This is a genomic window from Rhizobium sp. CSW-27, assembly GCF_018760785.1.
In the GTDB taxonomy this organism is placed as follows: Bacteria; Pseudomonadota; Alphaproteobacteria; order Rhizobiales; family Rhizobiaceae; genus Neorhizobium.
The window spans coordinates 1-17,307 of the sequence record NZ_JAHHZO010000027.1 but is presented as its reverse complement, the minus strand read 5'-3'; the positions used below and the strand labels follow the sequence as shown (position 1 = coordinate 17,307).

The 17,307-nt window shown below is 65.5% G+C and carries 12 protein-coding genes; 4 read left to right on the top strand and 8 right to left on the bottom strand.

Annotated features, from left to right (window positions below):
- Positions 1–103 precede the first annotated feature (103 nt).
- The 3 genes from KLP42_RS25570 to KLP42_RS25560 are packed head-to-tail and all read right to left on the bottom strand — an operon-like array spanning position 104 to position 3,792.
- Positions 104–1,156, bottom strand: a complete 1,053-nt coding sequence (locus KLP42_RS25570) for a sensor histidine kinase (RefSeq protein ID WP_215570921.1) — start codon at positions 1,154–1,156, stop codon at positions 104–106.
- On the bottom strand, positions 1,143–1,601 hold the full coding sequence (locus KLP42_RS25565; protein WP_215570919.1) for a response regulator: 459 nt from the start codon (positions 1,599–1,601) through the stop codon (positions 1,143–1,145). Before KLP42_RS25565 ends, KLP42_RS25570 begins: the two co-directional genes overlap by 14 nt.
- Complete coding sequence (locus KLP42_RS25560) at positions 1,594–3,792, bottom strand: ATP-binding protein (protein ID WP_215570917.1); 2,199 nt, start codon at positions 3,790–3,792, stop codon at positions 1,594–1,596. The genes KLP42_RS25565 and KLP42_RS25560 overlap by 8 nt, the downstream gene beginning before the upstream one ends.
- Before the next feature lie 362 nt (positions 3,793–4,154).
- Here KLP42_RS25560 and KLP42_RS25555 point away from each other — a divergent pair, with 362 nt between their 5' ends.
- The gene (locus tag KLP42_RS25555; RefSeq protein WP_215570915.1) at positions 4,155–5,459 is read left to right on the top strand and encodes a hypothetical protein; all 1,305 of its coding nucleotides are present in this window, start codon (positions 4,155–4,157) and stop codon (positions 5,457–5,459) included.
- Between the two features lie 68 nt (positions 5,460–5,527).
- Here KLP42_RS25555 and KLP42_RS25550 read toward each other — a convergent pair whose 3' ends face one another.
- Together KLP42_RS25550 and KLP42_RS25545 are read right to left on the bottom strand one after the other, a co-directional pair.
- Positions 5,528–7,309: a methyl-accepting chemotaxis protein gene (locus KLP42_RS25550; RefSeq protein WP_215570913.1), complete on the bottom strand. Its 1,782-nt coding sequence runs from the start codon at positions 7,307–7,309 to the stop codon at positions 5,528–5,530.
- A 245-nt stretch (positions 7,310–7,554) separates the two neighbouring features.
- Positions 7,555–8,286, bottom strand: coding sequence for a helix-turn-helix transcriptional regulator (locus tag KLP42_RS25545; protein ID WP_215570911.1), 732 nt, complete (start codon positions 8,284–8,286; stop codon positions 7,555–7,557).
- Between the two features lie 266 nt (positions 8,287–8,552).
- On the opposite strand from KLP42_RS25545, the gene KLP42_RS25540 reads away from it, so the two are divergent.
- Entirely contained in the window at positions 8,553–10,058 is a 1,506-nt protein-coding gene (locus KLP42_RS25540) for a globin-coupled sensor protein (RefSeq protein ID WP_215570909.1), read from the top strand.
- 34 nt (positions 10,059–10,092) lie between these two features.
- Here KLP42_RS25540 and repC read toward each other — a convergent pair whose 3' ends face one another.
- The 3 genes from repC to repA all read right to left on the bottom strand — a co-directional run bounded on the left by repC (position 10,093) and on the right by repA (position 14,055).
- Positions 10,093–11,322, bottom strand: a complete 1,230-nt coding sequence (gene repC / locus KLP42_RS25535) for a plasmid replication protein RepC (protein ID WP_215570907.1) — start codon at positions 11,320–11,322, stop codon at positions 10,093–10,095.
- A gap of 290 nt (positions 11,323–11,612) precedes the next feature.
- Positions 11,613–12,755, bottom strand: coding sequence for a plasmid partitioning protein RepB (repB, locus tag KLP42_RS25530; protein ID WP_215570905.1), 1,143 nt, complete (start codon positions 12,753–12,755; stop codon positions 11,613–11,615).
- 43 nt (positions 12,756–12,798) lie between these two features.
- Positions 12,799–14,055: a plasmid partitioning protein RepA gene (repA, locus tag KLP42_RS25525; protein ID WP_215570955.1), complete on the bottom strand. Its 1,257-nt coding sequence runs from the start codon at positions 14,053–14,055 to the stop codon at positions 12,799–12,801.
- Between the two features lie 502 nt (positions 14,056–14,557).
- Here repA and KLP42_RS25520 point away from each other — a divergent pair.
- The gene (locus KLP42_RS25520) at positions 14,558–16,525 is read left to right on the top strand and encodes a TonB-dependent siderophore receptor (protein WP_353844936.1); all 1,968 of its coding nucleotides are present in this window, start codon (positions 14,558–14,560) and stop codon (positions 16,523–16,525) included.
- A 7-nt stretch (positions 16,526–16,532) separates the two neighbouring features.
- Complete coding sequence (fhuF, locus tag KLP42_RS25515) at positions 16,533–17,240, top strand: siderophore-iron reductase FhuF (RefSeq protein ID WP_215570903.1); 708 nt, start codon at positions 16,533–16,535, stop codon at positions 17,238–17,240.
- Positions 17,241–17,307 lie beyond the last annotated feature (67 nt).

Below are 17,307 nucleotides of genomic sequence, written 5' to 3'. Positions count from 1 at the left end.
CCGTGCGGGTGATATTCGTCATCTAGCGAAACGGATCGGGAGTGACAGCTCCCGATCCACTCCGCAAAATTACGCCGGATGCGCGCCCTTTTCAAGCAGCCGCTCAGAGATCGGCGGCGGAAGGGCCGAGCGCCTCGGCGCTGGCGGCCTGCAACGGAAAGCGGAGGGTCGCGACAAGGCCGGGACCGGCAAAATCCAGTTCCGCCCGGCCCATCAGTTCGTATTCGATGGTGCGGCGGACAAGCGTGGTGCCAAATCCTTCCGCATCGGGCGCCCGCACCGACGGGCCGCCCTCCTCCCTCCAGCGCAACAGCAGATGCGGGCGGCCCCGCTCATCCACCTCGCGCTGCCAGGCCACCGCCACCGTGCCCGCATCACCCGAAAGGGCCCCGAAGCGCAGCGCATTGGTGGCAAGCTCGTTCAGCACCAGGGAAAGCGACAGCGCCGCGCGCGGATCAAGCGGCGTCGGCGGTCCGGGGGCGATGCGCACGCGCTCGGCTGCGCCCGGATGGGCGGCGAAGGCACGCTCGATCACCTCGCCGAGTCCCGCCTCGTTCCAGTTCGTCTCGAACAGCAGGGCATGCGCATCCGACATGGCGCGCAGCCGGCCCAGCAGCGTCTCGACATAGTCCTCCACGCTCGTGGCACTGCCGGCGGTGCGGCGCACCATCGACATCACCATGGCCATGGTATTCTTCACCCGATGGCTGAGTTCGCGCACCAGAAGCTCGCGATGCTCCTCGCCGCGACGGCGCTCGGCCTTCTCGCGCGCTTCCGCCAGCGCCCGCTCCACCGCCGCAGGCAGGCGGATCAGCCGCTGCTTCAGCACGTAATCGGTGGCGCCGCGACGAAAGCTCTCGATGGCCGCCTCCTCCCCCAGCACGCCGGATACGAAGATGAACGGCGTCTGCGGCAGGCGCTGATGCGCGAGTTCCAGCGCCGTCATCCCGTCGAAATCGGGCAGCGAGAAATCGGCGAGGATCACGTCCACCTCGCCGCTCTCGAGCGCGGCCATGAAGGCGGCGCGATTGGCCGCGCAGCGCACGCTGGGGCGCGGCCGGATCTCGTCCAGATGCTGCGTGATCAGTTCGGCATCGAGCGCGCTGTCCTCCAGCAGAAGGACGCGCGCCGGCGGCTGCGGCTCAAAGCTTGGCATGATGCGCATATCCCGGCGGCGGCTCGTTCAACAGGGCCCAGAACACGCCAAGGTCCTGGATGGCCTTGAAGAACTGCGAAAATTCGACGGGCTTCACCACGAAGGCATTGACGCCCAGTTCATAGCTTCTCACCAGATCCTGCTCCTCGCGGGAGGAGGTGAGCATGACGATGGGGATGTGGCGCAACTGCTCATTGGTCTTCACCCGTTCCAGAACCTCCAGCCCGTCCATCTTGGGCAGCTTCAGGTCCAGCAGCACGACGGTCGGGTCGCCGTGCGGCCGGTTGCCGTAGATACCGCCGCGGGTCAGATAATCCATGGCCTCGGCACCATCACGGGCAATCACGATCTCGTTGGCCAGCTGGCATTTTTCCAGCGCGGCCAGCGTCAGTTCAAGGTCGCGGGGGCTGTCCTCGACCAGCAGGATGGGACGCAGTTCAGGCAAATGCTCGACCTTTCCGTTCTGTCGTCGGCAGCGCGAAGGTGAAGGACGCACCCTGATCCACCACCCCTTGCGCCGAAATGCTGCCGTTGTGGCGTTCGATGATGCGGCGCGCCAGCGCCAGGCCGATCCCCGTGCCGTCGAAATCCTCCGGCCGCTGCAGGCGCTGGAAGACGCCGAACAGCTTGCCGACATAGGCCATGTCGAAGCCGACGCCGTTGTCGCTCACCGAATAGACCACCATCCCGTCCCTCGCCTCGCCCTCGATGACGATCCGCGCCGGATCGCGCGGCCGCGTGTATTTCACCGCATTGTCCACGAGGTTGAACCACACCTGGCGCAGCAGCGTCGCGTCGCCGAACCCCACGGGCAGCGGGCAAACGCGCCACTCGATGGTGCGGTTCCCGGCCGTCAGCATCACCGAGGTGATGACCTCCGCCACCAGCTTGTCCATGTCGACCGGCCGCGGCACGATCGAGGCGCGGCCGAGCTGGGAGAAGTTCAGAAGATCGTCGACCAGCCTGCCGGCGGAGAGCGCCGCATCCGAAATGGTCTGCAGGTAATGGCGGGATTTCTCGTCGAGCGCCCCTTCCCGCTCGCGCAGCAGCTCGGCAAAGCCGACGATGTGGCGGAAGGGCGCGCGCAGATCGTGCGAGACGGAATAGGAAAAGGCTTCCAGCTCCTTGTTGGACCGCTGCAGCTCGCTGGAAAGCTCGGCCAGTTCCTCGGCCTTGCGCAGCACGATGCCGACGATGGCCGAGCGCAGGTCGCGCGCCGCCGCCAGTTCCGCATCGCTCCAGGGTTCGGCGCGACAGCGCACCAGTTCCTGCCAGGCGGAAAAAGACTGGCGCGGATGGATGCGGCCGCTTTCGCGGATCTTCTCGTGCGGATTGCCGCCCCACTTGACCGTATGCACCAGTTCAGGCCGGAACCAGATCAGCCAGCTTGCATGAAGCCGCGAGATGGACAGCGCCAGCACGCCGCTGGCAGATCCGGCAAAGGCCTGCGCCTGCGGCAGCATCTGCGCCAGATGATGGGTCGAAAACAGGTCCTCGCGCGGCCCGGCCTGCAGCCATTCCACCAGCTGGCGGATCTGCGGCCCGGACGGGGTTTCCCCGACCGCAAGCAGCCGGTCCGGCGTCACCAGACAGGCGCCGCCCGCCCCGACCTGGGCCAGAAGGCTCTCGGCGTCGACGGCGAGCGCCTCCATCCAGTCGCCTGCCGTCGCCATCTGCGACAGCAGCCGGCTGGTCACCCCGCCAAGCGTCACCCGGCGGGCGGCATCCTCGGCCCGCGCCAGCGCGCCGATGCGCATGGCGAGCGCCTGCGCGACGAAATCGCAGGTCTCGCGCAGCGCCTGCGAGACCATATGCGGCCCGGCGCTGTGGCAGGAAACCAGGCCCCACAGCCGCCCGTCGACCAGGATCGAGACCGACATCGACGCGCCGGTCCCCATGTTGCGCATGTATTCCAGATGCACCGGCGAAACGCTGCGCAGCTGGCAGAGGCTCATGTCGAGGGCCGCTCCCGTGACCGGGTTCAGCGCCGGGCGCAGCGCAACCGGCCTGTAATCCACATCCGGAATGATGCGCAGCCGGTTGGCGGCATAAAGGGCACGCGCCTGGGCGGGAATGTCGGCGGCGGGAAAGCGCAGATCCAGATAGGAGGGCAGCCGGCCGTTGCCGCTCTCGGCCACCACCTGGCCGTTCCAGTCGGCATCGAAACGGTAGAGAAGCACCCGGTCGAAGCCGGTCAGCATCCGCACGAAACGGGCCACCGAAGACAGCGAGCGCTCGACATCCGGCTCGGCGGACAGCTGCTCGGTGAAGCTGCGCAGGCGGGAAAACACCATGTCCAGCCGCTCGTCGCCCGCCGGTTCCACCTCCACCACCACCAGCGGCCCGGCGCGATGCGCCGAAACCGTCAGCCGGCGCGCCTCGATCCGGGTCTGGAAATAGCCCTCCTCGCCACTCCGCCAGGCCGAAAGCGCCTCGCCCAGCGCCTGCCACGCGCCGGTCAGCAGCTGACCGGGCACCACGTCTCCTCCGAGAAAATCGCCGAGATTGTCACTGACCTGCACCACCGACAGCGGCTCGCCCGCAAGCACGAACAGCGCGCCATGCGGCTGAATGGCGCCCGGCACGCGGATCGGCTCGCGCGCGCAGGCTTCCAGATCCGGATCTGTTTCAGTCAAAACCTGTCTCCGATCATGCAAGCCGGTCCGGCGCACCGGGCTTCCCCGCGGCCTTTGCCCGGCCCGGACCGTCATCGGCAAGGGTAGATAGGGGGCCGCGGCGAAATGTAAACCGCGACCGCGCAAGGCGCCTTGCGGCGGTCGCGCGCCCGTCTGCGGCATTTGGCGCCGCGGCGGCGGTTTATCTTGATCGATTATGTCAAAAACAATGATTGTTCATCAAAGCAGATACAACTATGCGTACAACTTATGATGCTCGGTCACATTCGCACCGGGCAAGGCATGGGAGGGGCCGGCCGGAGAAACACCATCCGTCAATGCACCATGGAGAATGACACCAACCGAAACAGTTGTGACGCCTCATGAAGAACATTTGCTCAGTTGACGACGTCTTCGGCATTCGCAGGGACCTGCCGCTGAATTATGTGGCCCGGCCCGAAGTCGACGATCTTTTTATCGACCATTTATCCAAACGTCAGAATATTATCATATATGGCGGTTCCAAGCAGGGCAAGACCGCACTGCGCAAGCGCTGCCTGGCCGAGACGGATCACATCGTGGTCTCCTGCCAGAAGAAATGGACGCTCGCCGATCTGCATTGCTCGATCCTGAAGGAGGCGGCCTTCAGCCTGAAACGATCCATGGAAAAGGCCGGGGCCTGCGCGAGGCCGGATCAATGCCGGTTTTTCTGCCAGGGGCGGGTGCTGCATGTTGCCGAGCCATCCGGCCAGAGGACGGCGGAGGCCGGCGAAGCGGAGATCCTGCCGCCGATCAAGCTCGACCTTCTCGACCCGAACGATGTGGTGCGCGTCCTCGCCGACATGCAGTTCTCCAGCTACATCGTGCTGGAGGACTTTCACTACCTGCCGGAAGGCACGCAGCGCGATTTCAGCTTCTCCCTGAAGACCTTCCACGAGAACACCGAGATCTCCTTCATCATCCTCGCCGCCTGGCGGGACGAAAACCGCCTCTCCACCCTGAACGGCGACCTGACCGACCGGGTGCTGCCGGTCAATACCGATCGCTGGTCGCGGGAGAGCCTCTCGGCGGTCATGGGCGCGGGCGCCTCCATGCTCGGCATCGCCTTTGACGAGGAATTCCGCAGGCAGCTGCTGTCCGCCTGCTGCGACAGCGTGCATCTCGTACAGGAGGCCTGCCGGCGCGCCTGCCGGGCGGCAAATGTGCATGAGACGCAGGACAGCGTCACGGGCGTCGGCGCCGGTCTCAACGTGTCCGATCTGGTACGCCGCATCGTCGGTGAACAGGCGGCGCGGTACAACGGCTTTGTCGAGGGCTTTTCCGGCGCGAGCCAGGCGAGCGAACTGGAAATGCCCAAGTGGCTGATCTATGCGATGCTGTGCCATGGCGCCGAGCAGCTCGACCGGGGCATCCGGCTGAAGAAGATCTACGGCATCATCAAGGCCCGGCATCCGCGGCGAAAGTCCCTCGACAAAAGCCATGTGACGCAGACGCTGTCCGCCCTGCCCTCCCTGCAGAACCAGCGGGGCATCCGCCCCTTCGTCCTCGACTACGATGCTTCCCGCACCAGCCTGCAGGTGGTCGACCGGCAATTCCTCATCTGGCTTGCCGGCCAGAAGGTCACCGAACTGTGCGACGAGCTCGGCCTGCCGGCGCCGCTTTCGGAAAGCGAGATGCGCGCCCTGTAGGAGCCGTCACGCAGAAGGGCGGCCGCAGCCGCCCTTCTGTGTCGTGTGCCGTCGTGCCGAAAGCGGGATCAGAAATCCTGCCATTCGGCGGTCTGGGCGATGGCGGCGCTGCCGCGATGGCTGCGGGCCGGCAGCCGGGCGGGCGGGCGCTGCAACGGCGCCGGTGCAGGCGTGGCACGCTGCGACGCGGCGATGGCGGCGGCCGCCTCCCCAAGCCGGAAGCGCGAGATGAGGCGGAAAAGCTCGCCCGCCTCATTGGCCAGCTTGTGGGCGGCGGCATTGCTTTCCTCCACCATGGCCGCATTCTGCTGCGTGCCCTGGTCGATGGTGTTGACGGCCTGGTTGATCTCGGAAAGCCCGGTCGACTGCTCGCGGGCACCCTCGACGATCGCCGTCACGTTGGTCGAGATGTCGCGCACCTGCGTGACGATATCCTCCAGCGCCGAACCGGTTTCGGCCACCAGCGCCACCCCCTTCTCCACCTGCGCGGCCGATGCGGTGATCAGCGCCTTGATCTCCTTTGCCGCCTTGGCCGAGCGCTGGGCAAGCTCGCGCACTTCCTGCGCCACCACCGCAAAGCCCTTGCCCGCTTCCCCGGCGCGCGCGGCCTCCACGCCGGCATTGAGAGCCAGAAGGTTGGTCTGGAAGGCGATCTCGTCGATCACGCCGATGATCGAGGAAATCTCGCCCGAGGAGGCCTCGATTGCGCCCATGGCGCTGATGGCCTGGCGGACCACCTCGCCGGAACGCTCGGCACCGGTGCGGGTGCGTTCCACCAGATCGCCGGCCTCGCGGGCGCGGCGGCTGCTGTCCTTGACGGTGGTGGTGATCTCCTCCAGAGCGGCTGCCGTTTCCTCCACCGAGGCCGCCTGCTGCTCGGTGCGCTTCGACAGCGAATCGGCGGCGGAACGCACCTCGTCGGAGCCGGCGGAAATTGCAGATGCATTGCGCTGCACCAGGCTGAGGGCCTCGCGCAGGCGACCGACCGCCTCGTTGTAATCCAGCCTCAGCGGCTCCAGCGAGGCGATGAACGGCATCGGGATGGCGAAGGTCAGGTCGCCCTCGGCGAGTTGCTTCAGGCCGGCACCCAGCGTCGCGACATTGCCCACACGATCGGTCACGTCGGTGGCAAACTTCACCACCTTGAACACCTGGCCCTTCATGTCGAAGATCGGATTGTAGGAGGCCTGGATGAAGATCTCCCGGCCCCCCTTGGCGATGCGCTTGAACTCTCCGGTGGAGAACTCGCCCTGCTTCAACCGCTGCCACAGCCGCCGATAATCGTCGCTGCGCGCATGGTCGGCATCGCAGAACATCGAATGATGGCGCCCGACGATCTCCTCAAGCCGGTAGCCGAGGGTGGCGCAGAAATTCTCGTTGGCGGACAGGATCTCGCCATCCGGCGAGAACTCGATGATCGCCTGGGCCCGCGACAGGGCCGACATCTTGCCGGCATTGTCCGCCGCCTCCAGCTTCAGCGGCGTGATGTCGGTGGCGAACTTCACCACCTTGTAGACGCGGCCGTTCTTCATCACCGGATTGTAGGAGGCTTCGATCCACACCTCGCGGCCACCCTTGCCGATGCGGCGATACTGGCGGCGGTCGAATTCGCCGCGGCCGAGCTTGGCCCAGAAGGCCTTATAGCCCTCGCCCATCGCCTCTTCCGGCGGCACGAAGATGCGATGATGCTGGCCGACCAGTTCCTCCGGCCGGTAGCCCAGAACCGCACAGAAATTGTCATTGGCCTTGAGGATCTTGCCCGACGGATCGAATTCGATGATCGCGAAGGAGCGGTTCATTGCCGAAAGCACCCGGTCGGCATCGGTGGAAAAGGGGATGAGGACGGACATGCGATCTCCAGCCGGTCGGTCTTCAAGCCGTCGGCGCCCGCCCGCACCAGCGGACGACACGTCATCCGGCCGGACACGGTCTCTCGAATTTCAGACACAAGGGGACAACCGGCCGTCATGGCTGGGGTACGGCAGGACTTACCGACGCTCCAATTATGGGGGCTCTCCATTTAGAAGAGGTAAATTAGCGCCACCGAACTGACCGAACTGCCCAGTTTCTGCTCACCCCCCGGTGCTTTGCCCGGCTACTCAATCAAACGCCGACGGATGGCCTCGGCGATTGCCTGGGTACGGTTGGAGGCGCCGATCTTCTTGGTGGCATTCTTGATGTAGGTGTTGACGGTATCCACCTGGTAGCCGCTTTGCTGGGCGATCTGCTCGCTCGTCAGGCCCCCAGAGGCCAGCCGCAGGCAGGTGAGTTCGCCGGAAGACAGTTTCATTTCGGCGGCGGCGAAGCGTTCCATCAGCGGGCGGGTGATTTCGGTATGCGCGGCCTTGGCGATGGCGCCGAGAAAGGCGATCTCATCCGGTTCGAAGGGCGTCGTGCGGGTAAAGCCGACGCAGCCATACATCTGGTCGCGCCGCCGGATCGGAAACAGCGTGCGGTTGCGCACGTTGAAGGTGTCCAGAAGATAGGCCAGCCGCTCCGGCAGCACCACGTCCTTCAGCACCTCCGTCTCGATCACCACCCCTTCCGACAGCTTGGAATGGTACACGAAGGGATCGGTCAGGTGAAAGCGCTCGCCATAATAGGCCTCCAGGAAGGCCGGCGGAAAATCCGTGTCGATCGACTGGGCCGTGCCGAAGCGGAAGCGGTCGATGTCGAGCCCGCTGACCATCACGTAATCGAAGGGCACCGCCCGGCGCAGCCGCTCCATGAACGGATGGTTGTGAATGAACCGGTGACGCGGCACGGAAGCCAGATCAACGAATTCCTCCAGATTGTCGGCACGGCGGAACATGGGGCGGTTGAGCATGGGGGCGTGGAGCTTTCACGACTGGCGGCAATGGCGGTTTTGAACGAGTTCTGTAACCCAATCCTCACCCATTTACGATACATCCTCAGATCTTAACAGACATTTGTCACCCCGCGGCCTGGCCGCCAGCCATGGCCGCGGCAGTCTGCCCGCCGACGCGAACAACTGTCACGAACCGTGACGCAACAATAAGTCGTCATTAATCAATAGTCACTAACTTACGCAGGAATTGCACGATCCGTGCCCTGCCCCCCGGAGTTATACCCATGCCATCCGACGAAAAGCTTCAGCATCTGAAGGACCGCCTCGACTTCATTGGCCTCGACGAGGGTCAGCGTCGCATCCTGGCGCAGATGCGGCCGCTGCTGGCCGGGGCGATCGGTCCCGCCCTTGATGGCTTCTATGCCAAGGCATCGCGCGATCCGCACACCGCCAGCTTCTTCCGCGATGCGGCGCATGTGGCGCATGCCAAGGGGCGCCAGGTGCAGCATTGGGATGGCATCGCCTCCGGCCGCTATGACGAGGCCTATGTGGATGCCGTCTCGACCGTCGGCCGCACCCATGCAAGGCTTGGACTGGAACCGCGCTGGTATATCGGCGGCTATGCGATGATCGTCGAGGGCATCATCAAGGCGGTCATCGGCCAGCAGCTGAAGGGCTTCCTCATCGAGAAGAAGGCAAAGGCGGTCGAGCAGCAGCTTTGCGCGGTCGTAAAGGCCGCGCTCCTCGACATGGACTATGCGATTTCCGTCTATCTGGAGGCGCTCGCCGCCGAACGCGCCAAGACCGAGGCCGAGCGGGCAAAAGCCGCGGCCGAGCAGCAGGAGGCGCTGCAGGCGATCGATACCGCCCTCGACCAGCTGGCGGCCCGCGATCTGACGGCGCAGGTGCGCCAGGCGCTTGCCGCCGATTTCGAAAAGATCCGCAGCAATTACAACCGCTCCGTCACGGAACTCAGCGACGCCCTCTCGGAAATCGGCGGCGCGGTGGATCAGGTACGGGCCGAGGTGACCGGCATTTCGTCGGCCACCGACGACATGGCCAAGCGGGCCGAACAGCAGGCCTCGGCGCTCGAACAGACCGCCGCCACGCTTGAGCAGATCACCACGATTTCCGCCGCCACCGCCAAGCGTACCGTCGACGTGCAGCAGATCGTGCAGGCTTCCTCCGAGGAAACCCTGCGCTCCGGCGAGGTGGTCCGCCAGGCGATCACCGCCATGCAGGACATCGAGAATTCCTCGCAGAAGATGACGCAGATCATCGGCGTGATCGACGAGATCGCCTTCCAGACCAACCTGCTGGCGCTGAATGCCGGTGTCGAGGCCGCGCGCGCCGGCGATCAGGGCAAGGGCTTTGCGGTCGTGGCCCAGGAAGTGCGCGAACTGGCCCAGCGTTCCGCCGCTGCAGCCCGCGAGATCAAGGAGCTGATCGACCGCTCCTCGGCCGATGTCAATCGCGGCGTCAGCCTCGTCAACCGCACCGGCGAAGCCCTGGTGACGATCGGCGAGCGGGTCAACAGCATCAACGAGCATATCAATTCCATCGCCCAGTCGGCCCGCGAACAGTCCTCAGGCATCAACGAGATCAACACAGCCGTTCGCAGCATGGACCAGATCACCCAGCGCAACGCGGCGCTGATGGAGGAAACCAGCGCATCGACCCAGAACCTGGTGGCGATCTCCGGCAGCCTCAGCGAACTGCTCGGCCGTTTCCGCACCCAGGGCCAGCAGCGCCATGCCTATGCGCAGGAAGCGCCGCGCCGCCGGGCCTGAGGTCCGCAGCGGAAGTCCCGGCTGAAGGCGCCGCTCACTGCAGCGCCTTCAGCATCGGATGGATGGAGAAGCGGCCCTTCGCCGCCTTGCCCGTCAGGTCGCGCAGATAGCCGCCCGGCGAACGGATCGCCTCGGCCCGCTCCAGGATCGCGGCGATCACGATGGCCGCCTCCACCTCGCCCATGGCGCTCTGGGCCGCCGCCCAGGCACTGGGGCTGATGCCGAGCATGGAGCGGACCACCTCGGCCGCCGCCAGCACGTCCCGCCAGCTTTTCACCCCGTCGCGGGCATAATCGGCAATCTGCGGGCAGGCCGACAGGAAGGTCTTTAGCCCGATGCCGACGGATTTCCTCTCCAGTTTCGGCAGTTCCGCCTCCGCTGCAGGTTCGTTTGCCACGGCGGGTCCCGCCCCCTCTGTGACTCTTTGGCCGTTTCTTTCAAAATGAAGGTCTGTGTTTGAATTCTGAATATGGCGCTCAAAAGCGGAGTCACTGGCGCTCATTTCTTCACTGGAAAGGCTGTCGAGATAGGCCGTCTCCACGGCAATCCTGAGCGACAGCAGCGCCTTGGCCCGCACCGAAAGGTCGGCGACCTCGCCATTGCGGGCAATGCGGCCGGAAAGCGCCTGCAGGCTTTCGATGAAGGTCTGCCAATCGCCGGTCCGCGCCTCCGTCAGCGCCGCCTCGATGGTTTTCGCGATGTCGCGCAGATGCAGGCTGATCTCGGCCCTCAGCCGGGCCACCTGACGCGCCGTTTCGCGCGCCGTCTCGGCCTCGGCAAAGATCCGGTCGGCGGCAAGCGCCAGCGGTGCCAGATCGAAGCCGAAGGCGTTTTCCACCTGGCCGCGGTCGTCGCGCTGGCAAAAACGCTTGCCGTTGGCGCTGTCGCGGCGAAAAATCAGCCCCGCCTCGACAAGCGCTGCGATATGCCGGCGCAACGTGGCCGGCGACATGCCCCGGCAGCGCAGCGAAAGCTCGGCATTGGAGGGAAACACGATCAGCGGCGCCTTGCCATCCAGCTGCCGCTCGGGGTGGAAGCTGACAAGCGCCTCCAGCACCGCAATCGAGCGGTCGGACAGGCGATAGGCCCCGCGCGCCTCCGTCAGCGCCCGGATCAGCTGCCACTTGTCGGCCGTGCCGGTGGCATTGCCACCCTCGCCTCTGCGCAGGCTTTCCTGCTGTCGTTCGACATGGGTCATCCGGGCAAAAATCTTCGCGCGCAAAGGCGCGCCGCCAAACGGCGTCGTTGCCAGTCTCTCAGGCATGATCGTCTCCTCACGGAGGCAAGTCGGCCCGAAAGCGACCATGCGGCCATAAAATCACGCGCCGGAAACAGCCATTCGGCCGCCGACTCTTGACTTTGACGCGCGGAAGTGATTCTCTCGAATTGCTACATTGAAGAGGGCTTCCGAAATGGTAACGTTTTGGGGGCCTTTTTTTCTTGCTCTCGTTTCGTCCTTTCCAGCATCAATCGGTTGACCGGCGCATCTTGCGGCCGGCCGTCATTATACCTCCGCCGTTACTCGCGGGGACGCACGCCTGACGTCAGGGCCGCTCAATCGGCTCTTCTGGACGCCAGGAATTCGGTGTAGCGGGCGGCAAGAAGCTCGGCCGCCTCATCGAGAAAGGCCGCCTCCACACCGCTCGAAAATTCGATGCGCGCCGTCTTGCCGTCGCGGCGAAGACGAGCAAAAACATGACCTTGCCCATCGCGAAGCTCGCGGGCGGGCACCGCTGCGGCGCTCGCGCGCGCCGGCCCCTTCGCCGCGGCCGACAGCCGGTCGAACAGCATCTGGAAACGCTGGTCGCTGAGTGCGCGCAGAAAATTTTCATCCGCCGCTTCCCCCTCCGCCAGCACCAGCGATTCGGGCTTCTGCAGCAGTTCGCCAAGCTTCATCCAGCGGTCACGGCCGGCCTTGGGGGCGGCTCCGATCAGCCGGATGAACCGTTCCGGCACCGCCTCCACCACCTGCATCAGCCGCGACAGCTCGCTCTTCTGCACCGACAGCGCCTCGCCGATCACCTTGCGGTCAAAACCGCGGGCGGCAAGATTGCGGGCAAAGATGGCGCGCTCGATGAAGGAGAGGTTGCGGCGTTCGGCATTTTCCTTGCCCTGCGCCAGCACCAGTTCGTCATCGCTGAGGGCGCGCACCACCGCCTTGACCTCGATGCCGAGGCGGGCGGCGGCGCGGATGCGGCGATGGCCATAGGCCGTCTGGTAGTGGCCGGGGCGGGCGGGATGCGGGCGCAGCAGCACCGGCACCTGCTGGCCGCTGTCGCGCATGCTCTCCACCAGGGCCGCGAAATCCTCGTCGTCCTGATCGCCGATCCGCAGCCTGTCCTCGACGAAGGAGGCCTCGATGCGGTCGGTCGGCACGGAAATCACCCGCTCGCCGTCGCTCAGCGCCTGGCGCAGGGCGCGCGCCTCCTCGGCATCGCGCGACAGGGAGCCGAGCGTCAGCCCCATGGCCTTGACCGCGCCGGATGCGCTGCGGACGGGAGGGGCGGCAGGCGCGGCGGGCCGCGCGGCATCCGCCGGCGGCGTGGAGGCGGCAGCCGGAGAGGCCGAAGCGGCCGACGGTTCACGCTCCGCCGCGCCCGGCGCCTTCCCCGACGAAGGGGCCGGCGAAGGGGCGGCGGTCGGCGCCAGGCCTCCCCCGAACAGGGCCTTCAACTCGTTCTTGCGGCTGCCAGCCATGCGTCCTGCCTTTCCTTGCCTTTACCGGTCTTGCGCCATCGGGTCACCAGCCCCAGGACGTGTGAATGAGCGTTTCGATCTCGCCATTGACCGCATTCATCGCCTCCAGCGCCCGGTCATAGGTGGCGCGGGTGAAATTCTCGCGGCCCACCTCGTAGAGCGTCTGCTTGGTCAGGCCCGCATCGGAGACGGCGGTGGATTTCAGCATGGGCGAGGTCAGCACCCGCTCGCCGAACAGCGAGCGCATGAAGCCGACGATCTGCGCCTGCGGCCCGTCATTGGGCTCATAGCGGGTGACGAGATAGCGCAGGAAATCGAAGTTCAGCGTGCCGCCCGCCTCGCGCACCACCGCAAGCAGATCGGAGGTCATGAACAGGAACTGGTTCATCGAGGCGACATCCAGCATCTGCGGATGCACGGTGACGATGACGGAGGAGGAGGCGCACAGCGCCGACAGCGTCAGATAGCCGAGCTGCGGCGGGCAGTCGATCACCACCACGTCGTAATCGGCCTCCACCTGGGCAAGTGCGGCCTGGATGCGGGCGAAGAAGACCGGGCCGGAATCCTCGCCGTTCTGGCGCCTGGCCAGCGCCTGCGGCGTCTCGTGCTCGAATTCCTGCAGCTCGATATTGCCGGGCACCAGGTCGAGGCCCGGGAAATAGGTCTGCCGGATGATCTCCGACAGCGGCCGCACCGCCGCATCATAGCGGATCGCGCCGTAGAGCGTGTCGTTGCCGGTCAGATCCAGCTCCGGCTGATAGCCGAACAGGGCCGAAAGCGAGGCCTGCGGATCGAGATCGACCGCCAGCACCCGATGGCCGGTGAGCGCCAGATATTGCGCCAGATGCACGGCCGAGGTGGTCTTGCCGGAGCCGCCCTTGAAATTCGTGACCGAGATGACCTGCAGATGCTCGCCGCGCGCGCTTTCGCGGCGCGGCAGATAGCTGCGCGCCTTGGCGAGATTGCCCTTGGAAAGCGCCTGCTCGGCAAGATAAAGCCGCAGCGCATTGATGTCGGCAAGCGAATAGAAGCGGCGGCCGCCGGCGCCGGTCTCCGGCTGCGGCCCCTCGCCGGCCAGCGACAGCTGGCGCAGATAGCCATCCGACACGCCGATCAGCTTGGCCGCCTCGCCGGAGGAAAAGGCGCGCAGGCTCTTGCTGGCGGCCGGCGGAAACAGCCGCTCGCGCATGGCCTTCAGCTGTTCCGACAGGGCCTGCGCATCCGCCGCAATGGTGACGTCGGCCGGCTGGCGGTTGTCCTCGCCGGAAGCCGATTTGCTGTTTGCCTGACCGCGCGTCATCGACGCCATCCTCATTCTCCATAGGGCCACGGGGCTTTTCCGCCGGCTGCCGGCCGTGCAAGGGTCGCCACGCCCCGCCCGCGGGCGGAAGCGATTCTGTGGCCTGATCTTATACGCTCGCCCGCAAGACTAACAGGGGCGGAAAGCTCTAACGCCGAAGAGCCCCGGTAGCGCCCTTCTTCCGTAACAGCGTTGCGACAAGGCGAGAGTCGCGTCAAGCGCTTTTTGGTTAACGCGCGTTAACCCGGCGCCGCGGCGACGGCCGGCACGCTGCGCCGTCGCATCGGATTTCCGGGAAATTTTTCCATGTATTTTAAGTTGACTCTTTTCTTCATCTTAATATGTTCGCCCGCCCGCCGACCGGCAGGCCTCGCATCGAAGGACGGCACACCGCGCCCGTCTTCGCGCCGGCGCCGCAGCGCTTGCGCTGCTTGCCGCGGCCGGCAGCGCAAGCGGCCAGGATACGGTACTCGATCCGGTTCTGGTGCAGGGAACCGGATCGGTGGAAGGCAACGGTTCGGTGGTCGCCAAGCAGGCCCGCACCGCGACCAAGACCGACACGCCGATCCTCGACGTGCCGGCTTCCGTCTCGGTTGTCACCGAAAAGGAGATGGAGGAACGTGGCGTCACCAATGTTCAGGAAGCGCTCTCCTATACTGCCGGCGTCTTCGTCGACGAGTTCGGCTCCGACGACCGCTACGACTATTTCCGCATCCGCGGCTTCGACCAGACGACGCTCGGCACCTATCGCGACGGGCTGGCGGCACGCATTCCCGCCTGGTTCACCGCGCAGCGGCTGGAACCCTACGGGCTGGAGCGGGTCGAGGTGCTGAAGGGCTCCACCTCCACCCTGTTCGGCCTCAATGCGCCGGGCGGCCTGATCAATGCCATCACCAAGCGGCCGCAGGATACGCCGCATGCCGAACTCTACACCACGCTCGGCGATGGCCATGTGGAAACCGGCACGGATTTCGGCGGGCCGATCGATGCCGAGGGCGTCTACAGCTACCGGCTGACCGCCAAGTGGCAGAATGCCGACATGGGCACCGACTATTCCAATGACGACCGGCTCTATATCGCCCCGGCGCTGACCATCAGCCCCGATGCCGGAACCACGCTGACGCTGCTTGCCGATTACAGCAAGCGGGAATCCTCTGTGGCGCGCGGCTTTCCGATGGGCGTCGCCATCGACACGGACAGCTTTCTCGGCGAGCCGGATCTCAACTATTTCAACACCATCCAGAAAGACATCGGCTACCAGTTCAGCCACGAATTCGACAATGGGCTGACCTTCCGCCAGTCGGCCCGCTATACGCGCCTCAGCCTGGATTATGGCGAGGTCTACGGCGCCTCCACCGATCCGACCGCAAACCGCGCCGCCTTTACCGTGGACGGGCTTGCCAACCGCTTCGTGATCGACAACCAGCTGCAATATGATGCCAGCCTCGACCGGCTGGACAGCAAGACGCTGGTCGGCCTCGACTATGCCCATGACAGCACGCACGAAACCATCCTGACCGGTACGGCCGGCGGCATCGATATCTTCAATCCCTCCTATTGCGGCCTCTCCTGCATCTCGCTCAGCCCCTCGACGGACTGGAAGGTGAAGCAGAAGGCACTCGGCCTTTATGCGCAGGAGGAACTGACGCTCGACGACCGCTGGATCCTGACGCTGGGCGGGCGCTACGACCACGTCAACACCCGCGCCGACTACCTGCTGACCGGCACCGCCGACGACACCACGGCGCATGCCTTCACCAAGCGCGTCGGCCTCACCTACAAGGCAACGCCGGCGCTTTCGGCCTATGCCAGCTATTCCACCTCCTTCCAGCCGCTGGTGGCGCCGACGTTAAATTACGGCACCAGCGCCAGCCTAAAGCCGCAGGAGGGCGAGCAGGTGGAAGTCGGCGTGAAGTACCAGCCGGAAGGGTTCAACGGCCTCTTCTCGCTCGCCGTCTTCGATCTCAGCCAGACCAATGTGCCGACGACGATCTCGCCCACCGAGACGCGCCAGACCGGCGAGGTGACGGTGCGCGGCATCGAGCTGGAGGGCAAGTTCGAGCTGGCCGACCGCTGGAACATGACGCTCGCCTATTCCTACTGGGATGCAGAGATCACCGGCGACGACGATGCAAGCCTGATCGGCAACCGGCCGGACCGCGTGCCGAAGCAGCTCGCCTCGGCCTGGCTGTCCTACACGCTGCCCGGCAACGGCATCCGCGGCGATCTCACGCTCGGCGGCGGCCTGCGCTATGTCGGCAGCAGCTATGGCGACCGGCAAAACACCGTGAAGATCGCCGGCCACACCGTGTTCGACCTGTCAGCCGCCTACAAGGTGAGCGAAAACCTCAACCTGCAGGTCACGGCCAAGAACCTGTTCGACAAGGAATACATCACCACCTGCTATTACGGCAGCTGCTATTTCGGCGATCGCCGCAGCGTGCTCGCCAGCCTGAAATACACCTGGTAGGAGGGGCATGGCTCTCGGTGAGACAGCGCAGGCCAGGCGCCACGGCGCTGAAGGCGAAGCTCCCGTGCAGGATCTGGGCGATCTGCTGATTGCCCGAACCGGCGCGCGCTATGCCGCCTTCTGTCGCGGCAGCCACCTGACGGTGGCGCCGGAAGATTGCGAGAGCGTGGCGCTTGCGAGCCTGACCGAGCCCGCCACGCTGGACCGCCTGCTCGACCGTTTCGCCGCCGGCATTGCGGATGCAACCGACCGGCGGGCACTCGCCTCGCTCTGGTCGCTCTATTATGCGAGCAGCCTGATGATCGGTGCCTCGCTCGCCTTCCTGGAACTGCGGCGCATCCTGCCGCTGTCACTCGGCGAGGCGAGCCTGCTGGTCGAGCGCCAGAGCGGCAGCCCGCGCGGCTTCCTGTTGCCGCATCTCGGCCATGTGGACGAAACGGCGGATGTGTTTGCCGGCCTTGCGCCCGCCATCCGCGGCAATCTCGACCCGCTGTTTGCCGCCCTCGCCAGCCATACCGGGCTTGGCCGCAAGACGCTGTGGACCAATGCCTCGGCCTATCTCAGCTGGGCCGTGCACGAGGCAGGCCGCCACGCCGGCGAACCGCTTGCCGCCGAAGGCCGCCTGCTGACCGAAAGCCTGACCTGGCCGGACGGCTGGACACCTCGAAAAACCTACCGCTTTTGCGATATTCGTGATTCCATCCTGCTTGTTTGATTTGGCGGGAGCGGATGATGCGGGGACAGCCTGGTTTCTTTGATCTGGACGAGCGTTACGAACGGCT